At 40.4% G+C, this 18,489-nt stretch carries 18 protein-coding genes; 9 read left to right on the top strand and 9 right to left on the bottom strand.

Going from position 1 to position 18,489, the window contains the following annotated elements:
• Positions 1-3: 3 nt before the first annotated feature.
• The 4 genes from trpCF to QUE46_RS09605 are packed head-to-tail and all read right to left on the bottom strand — an operon-like array spanning position 4 to position 4,582.
• On the bottom strand, positions 4-1,368 hold the full coding sequence (gene trpCF / locus QUE46_RS09620) for a bifunctional indole-3-glycerol-phosphate synthase TrpC/phosphoribosylanthranilate isomerase TrpF (protein ID WP_286244600.1): 1,365 nt from the start codon (positions 1,366-1,368) through the stop codon (positions 4-6).
• Positions 1,361-2,398: an anthranilate phosphoribosyltransferase gene (trpD, locus tag QUE46_RS09615; RefSeq protein WP_286244599.1), complete on the bottom strand. Its 1,038-nt coding sequence runs from the start codon at positions 2,396-2,398 to the stop codon at positions 1,361-1,363. Before trpD ends, trpCF begins: the two co-directional genes overlap by 8 nt.
• A gap of 11 nt (positions 2,399-2,409) precedes the next feature.
• Positions 2,410-3,012 carry an aminodeoxychorismate/anthranilate synthase component II gene (locus QUE46_RS09610; protein WP_286244598.1) on the bottom strand — a complete coding sequence of 201 codons (603 nt, stop codon included), beginning with the start codon at positions 3,010-3,012 and terminating at the stop codon, positions 2,410-2,412.
• 1 nt (position 3,013) lies between these two features.
• A complete protein-coding gene (locus QUE46_RS09605; RefSeq protein ID WP_286244597.1) occupies positions 3,014-4,582 on the bottom strand; it encodes an anthranilate synthase component 1 in 1,569 nt (522 codons plus the stop codon).
• A gap of 449 nt (positions 4,583-5,031) precedes the next feature.
• Between QUE46_RS09605 and QUE46_RS09600 the strand changes: the two genes are divergently transcribed.
• From QUE46_RS09600 to QUE46_RS09580, 5 genes are all read left to right on the top strand, one after another.
• A complete protein-coding gene (locus tag QUE46_RS09600) occupies positions 5,032-5,886 on the top strand; it encodes a PHP domain-containing protein (protein WP_286244596.1) in 855 nt (284 codons plus the stop codon).
• Positions 5,883-6,503, top strand: a complete 621-nt coding sequence (locus tag QUE46_RS09595) for an L-threonylcarbamoyladenylate synthase (RefSeq protein WP_004586789.1) — start codon at positions 5,883-5,885, stop codon at positions 6,501-6,503. The genes QUE46_RS09600 and QUE46_RS09595 overlap by 4 nt, the downstream gene beginning before the upstream one ends.
• Before the next feature lie 5 nt (positions 6,504-6,508).
• The gene (locus QUE46_RS09590) at positions 6,509-7,345 is read left to right on the top strand and encodes a ScpA family protein (RefSeq protein WP_286244595.1); all 837 of its coding nucleotides are present in this window, start codon (positions 6,509-6,511) and stop codon (positions 7,343-7,345) included.
• Positions 7,346-7,458: 113 nt separating this feature from the next.
• Complete coding sequence (locus tag QUE46_RS09585) at positions 7,459-8,007, top strand: cytochrome b (protein ID WP_286244594.1); 549 nt, start codon at positions 7,459-7,461, stop codon at positions 8,005-8,007.
• 1 nt (position 8,008) lies between these two features.
• A complete protein-coding gene (locus QUE46_RS09580; protein WP_286244593.1) occupies positions 8,009-8,587 on the top strand; it encodes a YceI family protein in 579 nt (192 codons plus the stop codon).
• A gap of 26 nt (positions 8,588-8,613) precedes the next feature.
• On the opposite strand, the gene QUE46_RS09575 is transcribed toward QUE46_RS09580, so the two are convergent.
• Positions 8,614-9,474: a transporter substrate-binding domain-containing protein gene (locus QUE46_RS09575; protein WP_286244592.1), complete on the bottom strand. Its 861-nt coding sequence runs from the start codon at positions 9,472-9,474 to the stop codon at positions 8,614-8,616.
• A 131-nt stretch (positions 9,475-9,605) separates the two neighbouring features.
• Positions 9,606-9,773 (bottom strand): hypothetical protein, encoded by a 168-nt coding sequence (locus QUE46_RS09570; RefSeq protein WP_024033460.1) that lies wholly within the window; start codon positions 9,771-9,773, stop codon positions 9,606-9,608.
• A gap of 370 nt (positions 9,774-10,143) precedes the next feature.
• Here QUE46_RS09570 and QUE46_RS09565 point away from each other — a divergent pair, with 370 nt between their 5' ends.
• A complete protein-coding gene (locus QUE46_RS09565) occupies positions 10,144-10,689 on the top strand; it encodes a dienelactone hydrolase family protein (RefSeq protein ID WP_286244591.1) in 546 nt (181 codons plus the stop codon).
• Here QUE46_RS09565 and QUE46_RS09560 read toward each other — a convergent pair.
• Complete coding sequence (locus QUE46_RS09560; RefSeq protein ID WP_286244590.1) at positions 10,686-11,489, bottom strand: hypothetical protein; 804 nt, start codon at positions 11,487-11,489, stop codon at positions 10,686-10,688. The two genes, QUE46_RS09565 and QUE46_RS09560, sit on opposite strands and share 4 nt — an antisense overlap.
• A gap of 166 nt (positions 11,490-11,655) precedes the next feature.
• Here QUE46_RS09560 and icd point away from each other — a divergent pair, with 166 nt between their 5' ends.
• The gene (gene icd / locus QUE46_RS09555) at positions 11,656-12,906 is read left to right on the top strand and encodes an NADP-dependent isocitrate dehydrogenase (protein ID WP_286244589.1); all 1,251 of its coding nucleotides are present in this window, start codon (positions 11,656-11,658) and stop codon (positions 12,904-12,906) included.
• A gap of 12 nt (positions 12,907-12,918) precedes the next feature.
• On the opposite strand, the gene QUE46_RS09550 is transcribed toward icd, so the two are convergent.
• On the bottom strand, positions 12,919-13,350 hold the full coding sequence (locus QUE46_RS09550; protein ID WP_286244588.1) for a hypothetical protein: 432 nt from the start codon (positions 13,348-13,350) through the stop codon (positions 12,919-12,921).
• 1,108 nt (positions 13,351-14,458) lie between these two features.
• On the bottom strand, positions 14,459-15,406 hold the full coding sequence (locus tag QUE46_RS09545; RefSeq protein ID WP_286244587.1) for a LysR family transcriptional regulator: 948 nt from the start codon (positions 15,404-15,406) through the stop codon (positions 14,459-14,461).
• A gap of 240 nt (positions 15,407-15,646) precedes the next feature.
• Between QUE46_RS09545 and aceK the strand changes: the two genes are divergently transcribed.
• A complete protein-coding gene (aceK, locus tag QUE46_RS09540; protein WP_286244586.1) occupies positions 15,647-17,422 on the top strand; it encodes a bifunctional isocitrate dehydrogenase kinase/phosphatase in 1,776 nt (591 codons plus the stop codon).
• 51 nt (positions 17,423-17,473) lie between these two features.
• Positions 17,474-18,436 carry a zinc-binding dehydrogenase gene (locus QUE46_RS09535; RefSeq protein WP_286244585.1) on the top strand — a complete coding sequence of 321 codons (963 nt, stop codon included), beginning with the start codon at positions 17,474-17,476 and terminating at the stop codon, positions 18,434-18,436.
• The last annotated feature ends 53 nt before the right edge of the window (positions 18,437-18,489 follow it).

Genomic DNA, 18,489 nt, shown 5'->3' with positions numbered 1-18,489 from the left:
ACCTCAATAATTTCTGATGCTTGTAAAAGCATTTTGTAATTTGATAGGGCACTTTTTACCCGCAGATTCTTCAACGCCTGAGTTTAAATCAAGGCCTAGGGCACCTTGTAAAAGCGCATCTTTTATATTGTCTGGATTTAAGCCACCCGCTAGCATAAAAGGGGTTGTTGCGTCGCGCAGTACTGCCCAATCAAATGCTTTACCTGTACCACCGGCTTGTGTATCGCTGTGGGTATCATAAAGATGGCGGTCTACGCCTTTAGCTGGAGTTGGCAACGTGTTTTTAATTGCCTGTGCTTTCCAAATTTCACACCCTTTAGGTAACTGTGTACGCAGTGTTGCAATATAATCGTCACTTTCTTGACCATGTAATTGTACTGCGGCAAGTTTTAGCTCATGCGCGTATTGTACCACTTGCTGCGGGCTTGCATTAACAAATACACCGACAAATTTTAGTGGTGCACTTTGGCTCAGCTCAATCGCACAATCTAAATCAACATAACGAGGCGATTTAGGGTAAAAAATGAGTCCACCGTACACTGCGCCGTTGTTGTAAGCGGCCTGTACGTCTTGTGTTCGGGTTAAGCCGCACACTTTGTTATCACCTAAAATCACTTTTTTGCAGGCTTGCTCTAAATCGCGCTCAGCCATTAAAGAGCTGCCAATTAAAAAACCATCACATAATGGCGCTAAACGTTTAACATCTTGATGAGTGTAAATACCAGACTCTGAAATAACCACTTTATCTTGTGGGATGAGTTTACGTAGTTTTTCGGTGGTGGCTAAGTCAGTGCTTAAATCACGTAAGTCACGGTTATTAATACCAATGATTTGTGCATCGAGTGCAAGGGCACGGTGCACTTCTTCTTCGTTACTTACTTCGGTTAATACCGACATGTTAAGCGAGTCGGCAACTGCATGTAGGGTTTTATATTGCTCGTCATCAAGTACTGAAAGCATTAGTAATATAGCATCGCCGCCATAAATACGTGCCATGTACACTTGGTACTCATCAATAAAAAAATCTTTACAAATAAGTGGTTGCTCTACTTGGCTACGCACAAATTCTAAATAATCAAAGCTACCTTGAAAGTACTTAGTATCTGTAAGCACGCTCATGCAGGTGGCGTATTTTTTATAAACAGAGGTGATCTCGGTTAAATCAAACGGCTCTCTTATTAGCCCTTTTGACGGAGATGCTTTTTTACATTCTAAAATAAATTGCGTTCCCGGTTTTGCTAACGCTTTATAAAAGCTGCGACTAGTTGGAACGGCAAGGTGCTTAAAGCTCTCTAGGGGGCGTGCGGCTTTACGCTCTATAAGCTCTTGTTTTTTATCAGCAACAATTTTGTCTAATACATTAGCCATGACTTACCTCAATAATTGCATTTAATGTGTTCATGGCTGTGCCTGAACTTAGTAATGTTTGTACCTGTTGTGCGCCTTCTTTTAATGACTGTACTTTACCGCTTAGGTATAAAAGTGCAGCCACATTGACCACGATTGCAGCATTGTGCGCATCACTGCCTTTACCTTGTAAAATATCAAGGCTAGCATTTGCGTTGTATTGTGGGCCTTCACCGGCTAGTTGTTCAAGTGAATAGTTTGCAAGGTCAAAGTCGCTTGGGTTTAATGTGTACTGCGTTATTTCGCCATTGTTTAGCTCAACTACATTGGTTGGGCCGTGCAGAGCAATTTCGTCAGTGCCTGAGCCATGCACTATCATTGCGCGCTGAGTGCCTAATGTTTTGAGTGTTTGCGCCATTGGCATACATAAAGATTCATCGTAAACACCTAGTAATTGCACTTGTGGTGCCGCTGGATTAGCAAGAGGGCCTAAAATATTAAAAATGGTGCGTGTTTTAAGTGCAGTGCGTACGCCCATCGCATGGCGTACACCACTGTGATAATGCGGTGCAAACAAAAAGGTAAAATGGGTTTGCTCAAGACATTTTGCAGCTTGTTCTGGGTTCATATCAATATTAATGCCCAGTGCTTTGAGTAAATCGGCTGAGCCTGAATTACTCGATACACTGCGATTGCCATGTTTTACCATATTAATACCCGCGGCAGCTGCAACAATAGCTGCGGTAGTACTAATATTAATAGTGTTTGAGCCATCGCCCCCGGTGCCGCAGCTATCGGCAAGTTGCGTGCGAGCGGTAGTAAAGGCAACAGCGTTTTGACGCATTGACGCAGCAGCGCCGGCAATTTCATCGCTTACTTCGCCTTTTATTTTAAGGCTAATTAGCAATGCAGTGAGCTCTATTTCGCTCATGTTACCTTGCATTATTTGGTTAAATAAAGCGTTTGATTGGGCATAGTTTAACGACTTGCCTTGAATAAGTTGCTCAATAGCGTATTGAACATTTATGGTCTCTTTTGCTTGTGTACTCATAATGTCCTCTATTAGTTGGTGCGCGTTAAGTACGCAACACTTTGTTGAAGTAGCATCGCACCATTTGGCGTAAGTATTGACTCAGGATGAAATTGATAACCTAAGGCTTTATCGTCGTGGTGATATATAGCCATAGGAATATCGTCAAATTGTGCAATTACCTCAATATTTTCAGGTACCTTGGTTGCCATTAATGAATGGTAACGTGCTACAGGCATGGTGTTGCCCATTCCTTCAAACACTGGGTGCGGGTTTAAATCAATGATTGATGACTTACCGTGTACGGTTTCCCCCGCATGGCCGATTACTCCGCCGTAACTTTGTGTAAGTGCTTGTTGTCCTAGGCAAATACCTAGCATAGGGAAGTGGCCTTTAGCCAGTTCGATTAATTCCATTAAGCAACCTGCATCACTGGGTGCACCAGGCCCTGGCGAAAGCACTAATAATACTTGCCCTGGCTCTTGGCGCATTTTATTAAAAATAACCTCTGCGCTTATGTTATTTCTGTATACCACAAGCTCACAGCCCAGCATGGTTAGTTCATCAACAAGGTTGTAGCTAAACGAATCAAAGTTATCTAAAAAGTATATTTTCATAGGGTTTGCTGTGCTCATTTTATACCGCCTCATAAGTCGATTTTATGGCGGTGATCACCGCTTGGGCTTTAGCGCGGGTTTCGTTAGCTTCGGCTTGCGGATAAGAATCGTAAACAACACCTGCACCTGCTTGTACATACGCGGTATTATTTTTTACAAACGCTGAGCGAATAACAATGCAGCTATCCATTGCACCATCGCCAGTTAAATAACCTACTGCGCCACCATAGCTGCCGCGGCGTTTGCCTTCGGTTTGGCGTACAAGTTCGGCGGCACGTACTTTAGGAGCGCCTACCAGTGTGCCCATGTTCATACACGCTTGATAAGCATGCAGTGCATCAAGCTCCGGCTTTAATGTGCCCACCACGCGAGAAACCAAGTGCATTACTTGCGAGTAGCGGTCTACTTTTAATAGCTCTTTAGCATGGCGTGTGCCGGCTACACTAATGCGCGCTACATCGTTACGGGCTAAATCAACCAGCATTAAATGCTCAGCACGTTCTTTTTGATCGTTTCTTAGTTCAAGCTCTATACGGCTGTCTAAATCTGGGTTGATTGCGCCATTGGCAAATTTTCCACGTGGGCGAGTACCGGCAATAGGGTAAACTTCAACTTGTTTGCTGTGCACTTCGTACTTAAGTGCCGATTCAGGAGATGCGCCAAATAAAGCAAAGTCTTCATCGCGCATATAAAACATATACGGGCTTGGGTTTTGCTTTTTAAGTTGGCTATACGCGTGCAATGAATCAGGGCAGGGCAATGAAAACGTACGCGAAGGCACAACCTGAAAAATATCACCATCAACAATGTTCTTTTTAAGCTTAACTACTTGTTCGCAGTAAGTTTCATCGCTTATATCAACACTTACATCGCAGGTGCCTGTTTGCATAGGGGCACTAAATTCTTCTGCTTTGTCGCATAAGGCATTTAACCGTTCTAGCTCTTTACCTACCTCAAAACAATTAGCGTGTACGTCGGGGCCATTAAACACATTACCAATAAGCTCGGTGGTTTGTTTTTGATGGTCGATAACGACTAAGGTTTCGGCTAAATAAAAAACGTAGTCTGGGCAAGTGTTTTCACCATCGGGTACGTCGCTTAGCTGCTCAAAATTAGCCACCATGTCGTAGGCAAATACACCGCCTAAAAATACCGAAAACGGGTTTTCGGTGGTGCTTTTGATACTGTTTATACAGGTGCGTAATGCGCTAAATGCATTGTCGGCAACCAGTTTACTTGCCTCGTCAATGTCATTAGCGCCACCTTTATACTCAAGGGTTAGGCTTGTGTCGGTTAAGGTTGCATCACAGCTTTGTACATTGGCTCTTAAATACGGCAATAACTGTTTACCGTTATTAGATTGAGCACTAACCGTGACGGTTTTACCTTGGCAAACAATGCGCAGCGCGCAGTCAACTAAAATTAAACTTTTAACACTGTCTTTAGAATCAATTTCGGCTGATTCAAGCAGTAGCGAATTAGGCTTATCAAGTGCTGCATAAAGTGCAAGTGGGCTACTAATGTAGTCACGTATTTGCGTTATGCTTGTCACTTCGCCTGGTGTGGTAGTTATATGACTAAAAATCAAACCTCATTCCCTCAAAAAATAAAACCCCGCAATGCTTTTGCAATGCGGGGTTTGAATAACGATATCTAAATTACAAACAGATCATTACCGTCCCGCTATATCAGGCGCCACCACCAACGATGTGTAAGAGTAAGACCGTTATTCATGTTTTTTTGCCTCAAAATAAAAAATTAAATACGTAAAATTTAGTTATAAAAAAACCCGCATAGTTGCGGGTTTTGAATATTTGCTAGACACGACAATTCATCACCCAAAAATTATGAGTGCCACCACCAAATAGTGTTTTGAATTGAGTTGATCATTGTTGTTAATTCTTAATGTGTCTTAAAGTGGCTACAGTAAAACGTATTTAGCGCTTTTGTGTCAAGTGTTTATTTAAAACAATTTAGTCAAAAAAGTTGTTATACTTATATAAGCATCTATTACCTTTAAATTTAAGCAGTTTTCTTTTGATAAAATACGATTTACACAGCCATACAACGCATTCAGACGGACATTTAACAGTTGAGCAATTATTAAACCGCGCCGTAGAAAAAAACATTGATGTGTTTGCGATAACCGATCACGATACCGTGGCCGCTATTGCGCCGGCAAAAGCGTTTATCAAAACAGAAAACCTACCGCTTAAGCTTATCTCTGGTGTAGAAATTTCTACCAAGTGGGAAAGCTTTGAAATACATATTGTTGGGCTAAATATTGATATAAACAACAATGCCCTTACATCATTACTATTAGCGCAGCAGCAAAAGCGTGATGAACGCGCAATCGAAATAGGTAAAAGGCTGGCAAAAAATGGTTTTGATGGCATTTACGAGCAAGCCATGGCGCTGGCAGAAAACGCCCAAATTACCCGTGCTCATTTTGCGCGTGCATTAATAGAGCGGGGAGTCGCTAAAAATTTCCCCGGGGTGTTTAAAAAATACTTAGGGCGCAGTAAAACAGGTTATGTTCCAAGCGCTTGGTGTGATATGCAAACAGCCATTAGCGCCATTCATGCTGCGGGAGGGGTTGCAGTACTTGCACACCCTGGGCGTTATCAAATGTCTAATAAATGGTTACGTAAGTTACTTGTGCAATACAAAAGTGACGGGGGCGATGCGATGGAAGTTGCGCAGCCGCAACAAGCACCTACAGAACGCCAATTTTTAGGGCAATTGAGCCAAGAGTACGGTTTACTGTGCTCGCAAGGTTCTGACTTTCATTTTCCAACTAGTTATTTAGAGCTAGGTAAAAACTTATACTTACCCAAAGACTGCCAAGGGGTTTGGCAAGTGTGGGAAGGACAAGAAGGAGCATTATCATGAGTCAATTAATTCATATTCACCCAGCAAACCCACAGCCACGATTGATCAGCCAAGCGGTTGATATTATTAAACAGGGCGGGGTTGTTGTTTACCCAACAGATTCGGGCTATGCGATAGGGTGTAACCTCGGTAATAAGCAAGCAAAAGAGCGTATTGAGCGTATTCGTGGTATAGAAAAACACCATAACTTTACGCTGGTATGCCGTGATTTATCTGAGCTTGCAACGTATGCCCGCGTAGATAACCAAATGTTTAGGCTTATAAAAAATAATACGCCAGGGCCATATACCTTTATTTTTAAAGGCACAAAAGAAGTGCCAAAGCGGTTATTAAACGATAAGAAAAAAACCATTGGTATGCGCGTTATAGAGCACCCTATTGCCTGTGCATTACTTGCAGAGCTTGGGGAGCCGTTAATGTCGTGTTCGTTAATTTTACCTGGAGAAGAGTTTACAGAATCCGACCCTGATGAAATTTTAACGCGTTTAGATAAACACGTAGATTTAATTATTGACGGCGGACACCTTGCAGAGCAAGCAACCACGGTTATTGATCTATCAGAAGATGATATTCATATTTTGCGTGTAGGGTGTGGCGACACCAGCCCGTTTGAGTAACCTGTGTGAGTGATACAACACCGGGCGTTGAAAATACTCAAAGTGAGCCAGTGCAGCAAAAGCTGCCACTGGCTTTTTTGCATGGCAAAGCCGTTGTAGATAAACCCGAAGATTTATACATTCCGCCCGATGCACTTGAAATTATCCTAGAAACTTTTGAAGGCCCGCTTGATTTACTGTTGTATTTAATTAAAAAACACAAGTTGGATGTACTCGAACTCTCTATTTTTAGCATTACTGAGCAATATGTTAGTTATGTAGAAATGATGAGTGAGTTTCAGTTAGAGCTTGCCGGTGAGTACTTAGTAATGGCGGCGTTATTGGCGCAAATAAAATCGCGTCTGTTATTGCCAGTGCACGAGGAGCTCGAAGAAGAGGAAGACCCTCGCGCAGAGCTAATTAAGCGTTTGCAAGAATACGAGCAGTTTAAAAAAGCAGCCGAAAATATAGATGCTATACCTCGCGTAGGCCGTGATATTTTTGTAGCACATGCGAGCATGCCGGTTAGTGAAAATACCACCAAAAACCTGCCAGAGCTTGAATTAAAAGATTTAATGTTAGCACTGAGTGATTTAATGGCGCGCGCCAAAACATTTGAGCACCACCAAGTGTCAGCCGAGGTACTCTCTACCCGTGAGCGGATGAGCCAAATTTTAGTCCAGCTGAGTAACGCAAAAAAAGCGCTGCCGTTTAGCGATTTATTTACCCTTAGTGAAGGGCGAAGTGGTGTAGTGGTTAGCTTTATTGCTATGCTTGAGCTTATAAAAGAAGGCTTAATTAGCTGCTTGCAAGTCACCCCTGATAGCGTAATTTACATAAACCTCACCGACACGCCCTTGTAAAAACCTGTAGCTCAACCTATGTGTGCGTATATGCACAGATGCTGTTTGTATACGCTATTTTAGTTTTTCTTCACCCTCTATATTCTTAAATTATTGAATTTAGAGGAACCCACATGTTTAAAAATACGCCCACATCTTATGGCCTTATTGCCATTATTTTACACTGGTTGATGGCTTTGACCGTGTTTGGTTTATTTGGCTTGGGCTTATACATGGTTGAGCTAACCTATTACGACAGCTGGTATAAAGGTTCACTGGATTTACATAAAAGTATAGGTATAACGCTCGCCGCAGTGCTTATTTTTAGAATTTTGTGGCGTGTATTCAGCGCTAAACCTCGCCCCCTTAGTCAAAATAAAACAGTAAACCACATTGCGCATACCGCGCATATTGTTATGTACCTAATTTTAGCAGTCATTGTCGTGGCGGGTTATTTGATTTCTACCGCTGATGGCAGAGCAATCGCTGTTTTTTCGATATTTAATGTACCTGCTTTGGATTATAACTTTGATGGACAAGCCGATATTGCCGGAAAAATTCATTACTACGGTGCGTGTACATTAATTGGCTTGGCTGTTTTGCATGTACTGGTGGCATTAAAGCACCACTTTATTGATAAAGATAAAACCTTAACGAGAATGATCAAACCAAAGGAATACTAACATGAAAAAACGACTAGTAAGTGCAGCTCTCTCGAGTGTAATGATGTTATCGGCTACTGCAAATGCAGCAGATTATGTAATTGATACGCAAGGGGCGCATGCATTTGTTACCTTTAAAATTAAGCATTTAGGCTACAGCTGGCTGCACGGTCGATTTAACCGTTTTGATGGCAGCTTTAGTTACGATGCTAAAGCGCAAACAGGGTCTAATATTTTAGTAAATATAGATACAGCAAGTTTAGACTCTAACCATGCTGAGCGTGATAAACACTTACGCGGTAAAGACTTTTTAAATGTAGATAAATACCCAACAGCAACATTTAAAAGCACCAATGTGAAATTTACCGATGGTGATACAGCCACAGTAACGGGCGACTTTACTTTGCATGGCGTAACTAAACGCATTACCTTTGAAATGGATAAAGTAGGTGAAGGGCAAGACCCCTGGGGTGGCTACCGTGCTGGCTTTGAGGGCGAAACCAGCTTAAAGCTGGCCGATTACGGCATTGATTATAATTTAGGGCCGGCGTCTACCCATGTTGACATTGGGCTGTCTATTGAAGGTGTGCGTAAAAAATAAAGCGTAGATTAAATTAAAACGCCACTTTAGTTAGTAGCGTTTTTGTTTTTTGTAGCGTGAATTCTTGATTCTAATAAGGGTTTTAAATGTGGGGGCAACCAGCGTAACATTACTTGGTGGTATTGCTCGGTTTGCTTAATTTTTTTTAATTGTTCATCTAATAGTTGAATGTTTTTAGCACCTTGTTCATTTTTAGTGCAGCCAATATAACCATAGCTCAACGGCGGCGCTTCAACAATCGCTCGTTGAGTAAGGTTTTCTTCAAAGTACATAGATTTAGCTAAGTAATGATGCTCACTTGGGTAACCTAATAAAATGTCTAAGCGCTTTAAATTAAGCATATAGGTAAGGCTGGCTAAACTATTTCGCGTTGGGCGAATAACAATATCAACATCAGGAGTGTTATTTATTACGCTGTCGAGTTGTTCGCCGTATGAGCGGTTCATAGACACACCTAAGGTAAGCTTTTTCTCTGCCAATAAATCATACAAAGATACGGCCTCCTCATTAGGCACTTCAAGCGAGCTTGCCAAGCCTTTATGCATAGCAACAGAAGGTGAAAGGCCCGTGGTTGAGCTTTGCTCACTAAAGTGAATAAACTGTTCTCTAAATGCATTTTTATAAAGTGACAGGGCACAATGCGTGGCCGATTTATTGGCTAGTTCTTGCGTTACTTTGCCAGAGGGGATAATAAGACGATTAAAGGTGATGTGGGGAAGTTGTTGCTCTAGCAAGGTTATAACGCTTTCATCACGTCCTTGGTGTTGGTATTTGCCATTTAAAATGTAATAGGGCGCAAAGTCATGGGTTAGCCAGTTAATAGTGTGGGCGTAACTGTGCGAAGAAATGTTTAAATACAAGGTGATACACAAAAATGCACGGAGCATTACTACAACTACCTAAAACAATGAAATTATTGTTATTGTAGTCAATTTAGTGCAACAAAGTAAAATGCCAGCTACAAAGCTGGCACATTTTTTTAACATTAACTATTTAAGCAGTTAATTGCTTGCAATGATTAGTTGGCTTTCAACCATTTTACAAATTCACGCGCTTCACTCGCTTTTTGAAACATTGCGTTTTTCAAACCTTGCGTATCACTAAAAATAACACGTTGTTTGTTTACAGAAATTGATTGCACCGGATGGGCAATTTGGATCATAGATCCATTGTATTTATAAGACATAATAAAACTCACTTTATTCTTGTTATTTACTCTGCGCTATTATTTATAGCCAAATGCAGTTAATAAATTAACGATGTTGTGTTTAGCTTCATTACAGTGTTGACGATCTTTATGACACTTTTGCGATGATATTAAAAAAATCATCAAGGTATTAATAGGGGTTCTCGCCGTACAATAACTAAGCTCTCAAATATACGTTTTGCGGGGCTTACTGGATCAGGGTAAAAAGGTTAACCGCGATGGTTTATTTAAACCAGAGGGGAAAGGTAACCCAAATAAAAAATGTGTGCAAGCTATTTATTTAAAAATTATTTATACTTAATTTTATCAACTGCTTAAACGCATGGGTTTTAACCTTAAAAAGGTAAGTATGAATTACATAATAGTCAGCGATATTTATGGTTTAACAGCACCTTTAGCGAGGTTGTTAGATATCATACAAGCCAATACGGTGGTTATAGACCCCTATAAAGGAGAACTGCAACCCTTTGATAGTGAAGAGCATTACTATAATAAATTTATAAATGACTGTGGCCATGATAATTACGTAGCTAAGCTCTTAAATGTATTTAATAACCTTACGGAGCCAACAGCCTGCATAGGGTTTAGTGCAGGCGCAAGTGCCGCGTGGCGCGCACAGTTATTAACAGGCAATCCACATCTAAAAAAGCTGATAGGTTTCTACCCTTCGCAAATCAGAAACCACACAGATATTAAGGCAAGAGTGCCTTGTAGGTTTATTTTTCCACGTACAGAAATGCACTTTAATGTAGATGAAGTGATAAGTGCACTGGCCTGTAAAAGCCAAGTTACGTGTAACAAAACAGCGTTTTTACACGGGTTTATGAATGCCTACTCAACTAATTACGATGGCAAAGCGTATGATGAGTATTGCGAACTTTTTAAAAGCCTTTAAAGTGTATTTAACTGGGTTTTAGTAATAACAGGAAAGTCGGTGCGCGTATTATATTGCGCGTACAAGGTAGTAAAAATACTACTACGGGAGAGCTTATCTAACTCTTTTATGAGCGTTTTAGCGCTCGCACGCGCAGTTCTGCAGCATATTTGGTACTGTTTTATTATAGCGGCAACGCTTTTACCTTGTTTCTGAAGGGCTAAATCGGCCTCTGCAAAAAATGCAGCTCCCGTCCAATAAACGCGTTGTTGCGCGCGTTGTTTCCACATATCACTTGAAAGCTTATTAAGCGGCTGTTGCTTTGTTTTAGTTTGTAAACGTGCTCGCTCAAACCCTGCATTTAGACGTTGAACAAATTGCGCTTGGCTAATTACACCGCTGTTGCGCATTATTACGTTTTGCATATAACTAGCAAACCCTTCGCTGAGCCAAAAGCCAGAGTAAGGTAGTAATGGTAAATATAAATGTGAAAGCTCATGGTAGAGCGTCCAATCTTTTGTAAATGCATTTAAACTTGCGTAGCGGTCAATATGCAGCTCAAGCCCATCGGGGTTATGGCGTTTTACGCTAGCCCATGGCACGGGTTCAAAAGCAAAATATTGTGGTTTTAAATAAATAGGGAGGGTGGTTTGTTGCAATGGACCTAAGGTATTTTGTGTTTTTTTAAGGCTTTGATTTATCCAAATAGATACCGTTTTTTGGCCCTTAGTCGTTAACGAGTCTAAATTATGAATAACCACATCAACGGCTGAGACTTTTAATGACCCCATTAATAGTAATAATAGCCAAAATAACTTCATTTATACCTCCTAAATACGCGCTTGATACTAGACCCATTATTTACATAATTAAGCACAGGTAACTTGCTATTTTTTTAACTAATATCAATTATAAAAAGCAAATTGCATACATGCTCAATCAAGCATGATTTAATCAGCTAACACTATTTTTAGTATAGGTATTACCATGGCTTATCAGCATATTAAAATCCCTGAGCACGGACAAAATATTACTATTGATGCTAAAGGCCAATGGCATGTGCCTGTAAATCCTATTATTGCTTATATTAATGGCGACGGAGTAGGGCAAGAGGTCACACCAGCCATGCAGCACGTGGTGAATAATGCCATTACACACTGTTATGCAAAAGAGCGAAAAATTCACTGGATGCAAGTATATAACGGCGAGCAAGCAGCAAAGTTATATGATGGCGATTGGTTCCCAGAGGAAACTATTAACGCAGTTCGTGCCTGTAAAATAGCAATTAAAGGGCCCTTAACTACACCTATTGGCGGCGGTTTTCGCTCATTAAATGTAGCGCTAAGGCACGAAATGGATTTATTTGTAAATATGCGCACTGTTAAAGGGTTAAGTGCGTTGCCATCGCCGTTAAAAAATCCATTTTTAACTAACATAACAGTGCTGCGTGATAGCAGCGAAGATGTATATTCAGGAATAGAGTGGCAAGCCGGCAGCGTAGAGAGCGAGAAAATGCTCGACTTTTTATGTGAAGAAATGGGAGTAACGCGGCTAAGGTTTTCGCAAGAGTGTGGCATAGGTATAAAAAATATATCTAAAGAAGGCTCCGAGCGCTTAGTACGCTATGCAATTAAATACGCCCTTAAAAATAATAGTGAATCATTAACGCTTGTGCATAAAGGAAATGTACTTAAATTTACCGATGGCGCCTTTAAACGTTGGGGGTTTGCCTTAGCGCAAAATGAGTTTAATGCTACTGCACACGAAAACGGACGCTGGCTTGAAATAGCACGCGCGAATAAATCGCCTTTAATTATTAAAGAAGTGATAGCCGATAACATGCTGCAACAATGTTTAATGAACCCAGAGCAATTTGATGTGATAGCAACCACAAACCAAAATGGCGACTTTTTAGCAGATATGCTCAGCGCACAAGTTGGCGGAGTGGGCATTATGCCGGCTGCTAATTTAAATAACGATGTGGCATTTTTTGAGCCAACCCACGGCACGTTTGAGAGAATAGCAGGGCAAAACAAAGCAAATCCAAGTAGCAGTATTTTAAGTGCCGTTTTAATGCTTAAGTTTATGGGCTGGGATGAGGCAGCAAAGCTGATTGAAGAAGCGCTCGAACAAGCACTCAAAAACGGTAATGTAACCTTTGATTTAGCGCAAAATAGTAATAACTCGACAACCCTAAGCTGCAGTGACTTTGCGCAAAAGGTTATCGAGTATTTTTAAGCAACTCCATTATTAGGCCGCTGTGGCTGTTTTTGCCTTGTGTACACAGGGGCGATTAGTAAGCTGTGCAGCGCGGTGGTAAATATCGTGTGCATTAGGTTCATCGCACTGCGTACCGCTAAGCGTATCCATTAATGCAACTACAATAATAGCCGGTACTTGGCAGCAGTATTCATCAAGTACTGCCTCGGTTGTTTGTGCATCTACGTGGCAAAGCGGGTGGTTTTTACGCTGGTACGCATGCAGTAGCGTATCTACTTCTAAAATGTCATCTGCTTGGTGCTTTGTTTTACGGCATTTACAACCAAATTCATCAACCAAGGTAGCAAGTGCTTGGTATGTCTCAGCAGCATTGGTTTTAGTGCATAACTGCTGGGTAATAAACTGATGTAAATTAGCGTCAATAAATAACCCGTCTTGTTGTGTGAAGCTTGATGTTGTCATAATCATTACTCTTAGTTTGTTGGCTTAACTTCACTTTAGCGCTAAGTGTATTATTAATGAAATTGTTGTTTTCAATAACTGACATTGATTTTATCAATAGTAAATAACAACTAGCCAAAAAGCACTTTACCCCACTTAACATGCGTAATTAAAGTGGTGCAAAAACCTATAAAAATGCACAAAACTGGGACAAACGAAATAACAATTAAAGTTATAATTTAATTAGGTGCTTGATTTTTAAGGTTTTTTATTTTTATGGTGGGTTGGCATCAAGGTTGCTAAATATAAAGAGTAGGGTTCACTCCTATTTCTACGATTTCAAAAGTACCATGGTATTTTCCCAAAGTTGAATACCATGGTGCTTTTTTATTTTTAAAAGAGCAATGTGTATATAATAGCTGTGATAAAAACGACAAAATAAAGTTTATGATGCCAGTTTTTTTTATAATTTTTACGATACTGTTTGATCATAATATCAACATCGTCTTTTGAAAAAATATGTTCACATCGGTAGCACTCTTGCATTCCTTTTTTAATAAAAGCACCACATTCAACACATCTATAAATATAGCTAAGGCGGCTTTCACATAGGTAAGGGTATTCTTTTTTATTTTTCAAAATTGTTATTTTTGAGCGTTTTTTTATACTTTACTAACGTTTCTATTCCATGCGCGACGGTTATACACCCTAAGCCTATTCCACCAAAAATAATAAAATAGAATTTTTTGGGGCTCGATTCGATAGAAGCAATTACCCGTTCTCCTCCTTTATTATGTATAACGCCATCATTATAAGTAAAGTAGCTCCATAGAATGAAAAACAAGCCTAGTAAAATAGTTACGTATGCTTTGGTTTCTATCTTTAAGTTTTGCTCTGTTATTTCTAATTGCTTTATAACCTTAGGGTCCACTCTCTTTGGGGTGTTTAGCTCTTTTATTAGGCGTTTGTATCTTTGTGGGTATTTGTTTGTATCAATAGTTTCAAGTGCTTCATGTAATTCTTTAAGTGAATAATTAGAGTAATCAATGTTGATAGTGATTTTCCTTAAATACTTTTTTAATATATTTTGAGCTGTATTCAGAATTTTAAATTAAACACAAATTACAAACTACCTATCAGCAATTGTTTTAGCAAACTCAAGTAACTCACGGCGAAGCCACTGGTGTGCGGGAGCATGGTGAAGTAGCGGGCTCCATATCATTTTTACCTCAATAGGTACTATTTGAAACGGTACTGGGCTAATGACTAAATCGGTATGCGTGGTTAATAATTTAGCCTGCCTGCGCGGTAAAGTAGCAATAAGTTGCTCTGATTGGCATAGCAAACTTGCAATCATGTAGTGGCGTGTAAACACCCGGATTTTACGCGTTTGTTCTAGCTGCCAAAGTGCTTCATCTACCCAGCCTAGCTTTTGCTTGCCAGACTTATTAGTAACGGCGGCTTCTGGTCCCCAGCCAGCACGGTTTACCCAAATGTGTTCTTTTTGTAGGTAATCATCAAGGCTTGAATGCTTTAAAAAGGTATTTTTAGGGTGGGTTAAACAGCAGTAATTATCTCGCCAAACGCTGGCTTGATGAAACGAGCGTGGTAGGCCATTAAAACGGTTTATGGCTAAATCGATAGTGCCTTTTTCCATATCTTGCAGGTTTACATCGCTTGGGCTAAGCACATCAAAATTAATCCCCGGGTTTTTAGCTAGTTGCTCGGTAATAAACGGAGCAATTAAGGTCGACTCCATGTAGTCGTTTGCCATTATTCTAAAAGTCACTTCTGCCGTTGCAGGGTTAAATTGCTCACTGGGCTGAGTAATCGCCTCTGCCATTTTTAAAAGCGACTCTATTTCAGGCTTTAAGCTAAGTGCTTTGCTGGTGGGGGTCATAGAGCCTGCGGCACGTACAAGTAGTGGGTCGTCAAATAAATCACGTAAGCGTTTAAGTGCGTTACTCATGGCAGGCTGTGTTAGTGCGAGTTTATTAGCCGCTTTTGAAACACTTTTTTCATCTATTAACACATTTAAATAAACGAGAAGGTTAAGATCGACATTTCTTATATTCATATGGGCGTGTTGGCCTTTATGCAGCGTTAAAGTACATTTATGGGGAGTCACCACACTACATGTACTTTGCCTAGCTTAAAACCAAATACACGACTGCAAAATTAACCTCGAAAGGTCATACGCCCAATAAATTTTAATTATATGCTTAATTAATTACCTAAATTAATGCCTGCTTGCTAAGGTGTAAACAATTAATAAAAAATAACCGCTATAAGTGGTAAAAATAAAAGTGTTGTAACCATGTCAAAACCGTTAACTAATCAAACCAATAATGCGCTACAGCAAGTTATAGCTACTAAGTTGGCCCGCGCTGTTTTTGCAGGCTTTGAGGCCATGTTTGCGCAGTTTTTAAATATTACGTTAGGTGCACAAAGCCGGTTTGAACAACAAAAATATCACGATGTGCAAACGGCCATGCGAGAGCGCCTACAAGTGTACGAACGGGAAGTAAAAAATGTCAGTGAAGCCGTACGCGTTATTGCTTATGCCGAACTTAATTGCCCGCAAACATGGCAGCTTGCTAAAAATATATATGGCGATATGGTGCAAAACCATGAAAACAAACCTATTGCGCATACCTTTTTTAACTCTACCTTTGGTGCAATTTGGGACGATAAAAAAATTCGTACCGTACACTTGTTTGTATTAAAAGCAAAATACAGAAGCGAGCCGCGTTCGTATGAAAATTTAGTCAGCCGAATATCATTTAAAGATGGGTTTAACTACGCTGTAAAAACGCTCATTACTCGCCAAGCATTTAGAGTACCTTTTAGTCATTTAGACGCCGATTTACACGCATTGCAAACAACATTAATGGCCGGTGCAAAGCAGCAATGTAAACAAGTGTATGAGCTTATAAATTTAAACGACGGGTTTATAGAATATGCAAACTCATTATTTTTTAGAAACAAAGCCTGCTACTTAATAGGGCGCTGTATTGCTAAAAATGGCGATAATATGCCTTTTGCTATCGCTATATTAAATACTAATAAAGGGTTAAAGCTTGATGCCGTAATGATGGGCGCCGATCAGTTAAGTTTACTGTTTGGTTTTGCTCGTACTTATTTTATGGTTGATACCGACCAACCCGCACGTTATGTAGATTACTTAAGCGTGCTGATGCCTCATAAAAAACGCTTTGAGTTATTTAACGCTATTGGCTTTATTAAGCACGCTAAAACAGAGTTTTATCGTTACAAAGTTGATACCACTAAAAATAGTCCGACTAATTTAAAATACGATACAGCACCAGGTACACCCGGCATGGTTATGCTGGTATTTACCATTGAAGGGCTAGACTACGTTTATAAAGTAATAAAGGATAAATTTAGTGCACCAAAAACAGCCACCAAAGCGCAAGTAAAAGCCAAGTACAACTTTGTAAAGCAAGCCGACCGCGTAGGGCGCTTAGTAGATACACACGAATTTAGGTATTTAGCGTTTGACTTAAGCCGCTTTAGCGACGAGTTACTTAAGCAAATGAAGGCACAAATTGGCAGCAGCATGGTTATATCGGGTAAGGCGCTTATTTTAAAGCATGTATATGTTGAGCGAAAAATGACGCCGCTTAATTTATACATTAATCACTGCTCTAATAAAGCATTACAACAGGTTATGACCGATTACGGCAAAGCGATTAAAGACTTAGCCGGCGCAAATATATTCCCAGGCGATATGCTAATGAAAAACTTTGGTGTAACCCGGTGGGGGCGTGTGGTTTTTTACGACTTTGACGAAATTTGCCCATTGACTGATTGCCACTTTAGAGATGTACCTAGTGCACAAAACGACCTGGAGGAGCTAAGCGCCAACAGTTATTTTGATATAGCAGAAAACGATATTTTCCCCAGTCAGTTTAAGGTGTTTTTTAGTGCAAACGAAACGGCATTTAACTATTTTAACGGTGAGCATAACGATCTGTTTTTAGCTGAATTTTGGCAAGCTTGCCAACAACAAATTAAATCAGGCTATTTGCCTGATGTGTACCCGTATAAACAAAGCTGGCGGTTTAAATAATAATAACTAACCCCATGTCTTAACTATTATAAACCTTAATACGGATCAACAATGAAATATATTTCTCATGAGGGTGGCACCCTTGCATTTAGTGAAACCGACAAACCGGTTTTAAAAAGCCACGAAGTGCTAGTCAAGGTTTCTGCTATAGGTGTAAATCGCGCTGATTGTATGCAGCGCCAAGGTAAATACCCAGCGCCAAAAGGGGATAACCCCATTTTAGGTTTAGAGTGCGCAGGCACAGTGGTTGAGCTTGGTTTTGATGTTGATAAAAGCTGGCTTAATAAACGTGTTTTTAGTTTGTGCGCAGGCGGGGCTTACAGCGAATACGTTGCCATAGATGCTAAACAATTAATGGTATTGCCATATGATTTAACCATGGTTGAAGGTGCAGCTATTAGCGAAGTGTACCTAACAGCATTTGGTGCGCTTTTTGAACTGGGTAAATTACAACAAGGGCAAACTGCGCTTATTCATGCAGGGGCAAGTGGTGTAGGTGGTGCGGCTATTCAAATGGCTAAAAGTGCAGGTGCAACGGTGGTTATTACTGCCGGCTCGGATGAAAAATGCGAGCATGCAAAAACCCTTGGCGCCGATCATGCCATTAACTACAAAACAACTGACTTTGTAGAATATATGCAAGCAAATGAGCTTTTAGCAAATGTAATTGTTGACCCTGTATCGGGCAGCTATTTAAATAAAAATGCGGCTATTGCTGCTATGGATTGCCAAATTATTATGCTCGCTTTTTTAGACGGGCGTTTTGCCGAGGTTGATTTTGCAGCATTATTACGCAAGCGTATTTCGTTTCATGCATCAACACTTAGAAATCGCAGCATTGAGTTTAAACGCCAAGTGCGCGATGACCTAGTGGGACGTTTTTACAATGATATTGCCGCTAAAAAATACGACTTTAATGTGTATAAAACACTCCCTTGGAGCGATGCAAACGAAGCGCATGCTATTTTAGAGCGTAATGAAAATGCCGGTAAAGTGGTATTACTTGTAGAATAACCACCCGATGTAACACTGAGGCGTGTGTTGGCCGTTGTTAATGCATGGCTCAG

It is taken from the genome of Pseudoalteromonas sp. MM1, from assembly GCF_030296835.1.
Taxonomy (GTDB): Bacteria; Pseudomonadota; Gammaproteobacteria; order Enterobacterales; family Alteromonadaceae; genus Pseudoalteromonas.
The sequence above is the reverse complement of the archived record's forward strand: the minus strand, read 5'-3'. Positions and strand labels throughout refer to the sequence as shown.

Bases quoted from the DNA above. Each gene is read 5' to 3' on its own strand.
- QUE46_RS09580 (WP_286244593.1), top strand. From the start codon at position 8,009: ATGAAAAAACGACTAGTAAGTGCAGCTCTCTCGAGTGTAATGATGTTA.
- QUE46_RS09585 (WP_286244594.1), top strand. From the start codon at position 7,459: ATGTTTAAAAATACGCCCACATCTTATGGCCTTATTGCCATTATTTTA.
- aceK (WP_286244586.1), top strand. From the start codon at position 15,647: ATGTCAAAACCGTTAACTAATCAAACCAATAATGCGCTACAGCAAGTT.
- QUE46_RS09560 (WP_286244590.1), bottom strand. From the start codon at position 11,489: ATGAAGTTATTTTGGCTATTATTACTATTAATGGGGTCATTAAAAGTC.
- trpCF (WP_286244600.1), bottom strand. From the start codon at position 1,368: ATGGCTAATGTATTAGACAAAATTGTTGCTGATAAAAAACAAGAGCTT.
- QUE46_RS09610 (WP_286244598.1), bottom strand. From the start codon at position 3,012: ATGAGCACAGCAAACCCTATGAAAATATACTTTTTAGATAACTTTGAT.
- QUE46_RS09575 (WP_286244592.1), bottom strand. From the start codon at position 9,474: ATGCTCCGTGCATTTTTGTGTATCACCTTGTATTTAAACATTTCTTCG.
- icd (WP_286244589.1), top strand. From the start codon at position 11,656: ATGGCTTATCAGCATATTAAAATCCCTGAGCACGGACAAAATATTACT.
- QUE46_RS09535 (WP_286244585.1), top strand. From the start codon at position 17,474: ATGAAATATATTTCTCATGAGGGTGGCACCCTTGCATTTAGTGAAACC.
- QUE46_RS09545 (WP_286244587.1), bottom strand. From the start codon at position 15,406: ATGAATATAAGAAATGTCGATCTTAACCTTCTCGTTTATTTAAATGTG.
- QUE46_RS09565 (WP_286244591.1), top strand. From the start codon at position 10,144: ATGAATTACATAATAGTCAGCGATATTTATGGTTTAACAGCACCTTTA.
- QUE46_RS09595 (WP_004586789.1), top strand. From the start codon at position 5,883: ATGAGTCAATTAATTCATATTCACCCAGCAAACCCACAGCCACGATTG.
- QUE46_RS09550 (WP_286244588.1), bottom strand. From the start codon at position 13,350: ATGACAACATCAAGCTTCACACAACAAGACGGGTTATTTATTGACGCT.
- trpD (WP_286244599.1), bottom strand. From the start codon at position 2,398: ATGAGTACACAAGCAAAAGAGACCATAAATGTTCAATACGCTATTGAG.
- QUE46_RS09570 (WP_024033460.1), bottom strand. From the start codon at position 9,773: ATGTCTTATAAATACAATGGATCTATGATCCAAATTGCCCATCCGGTG.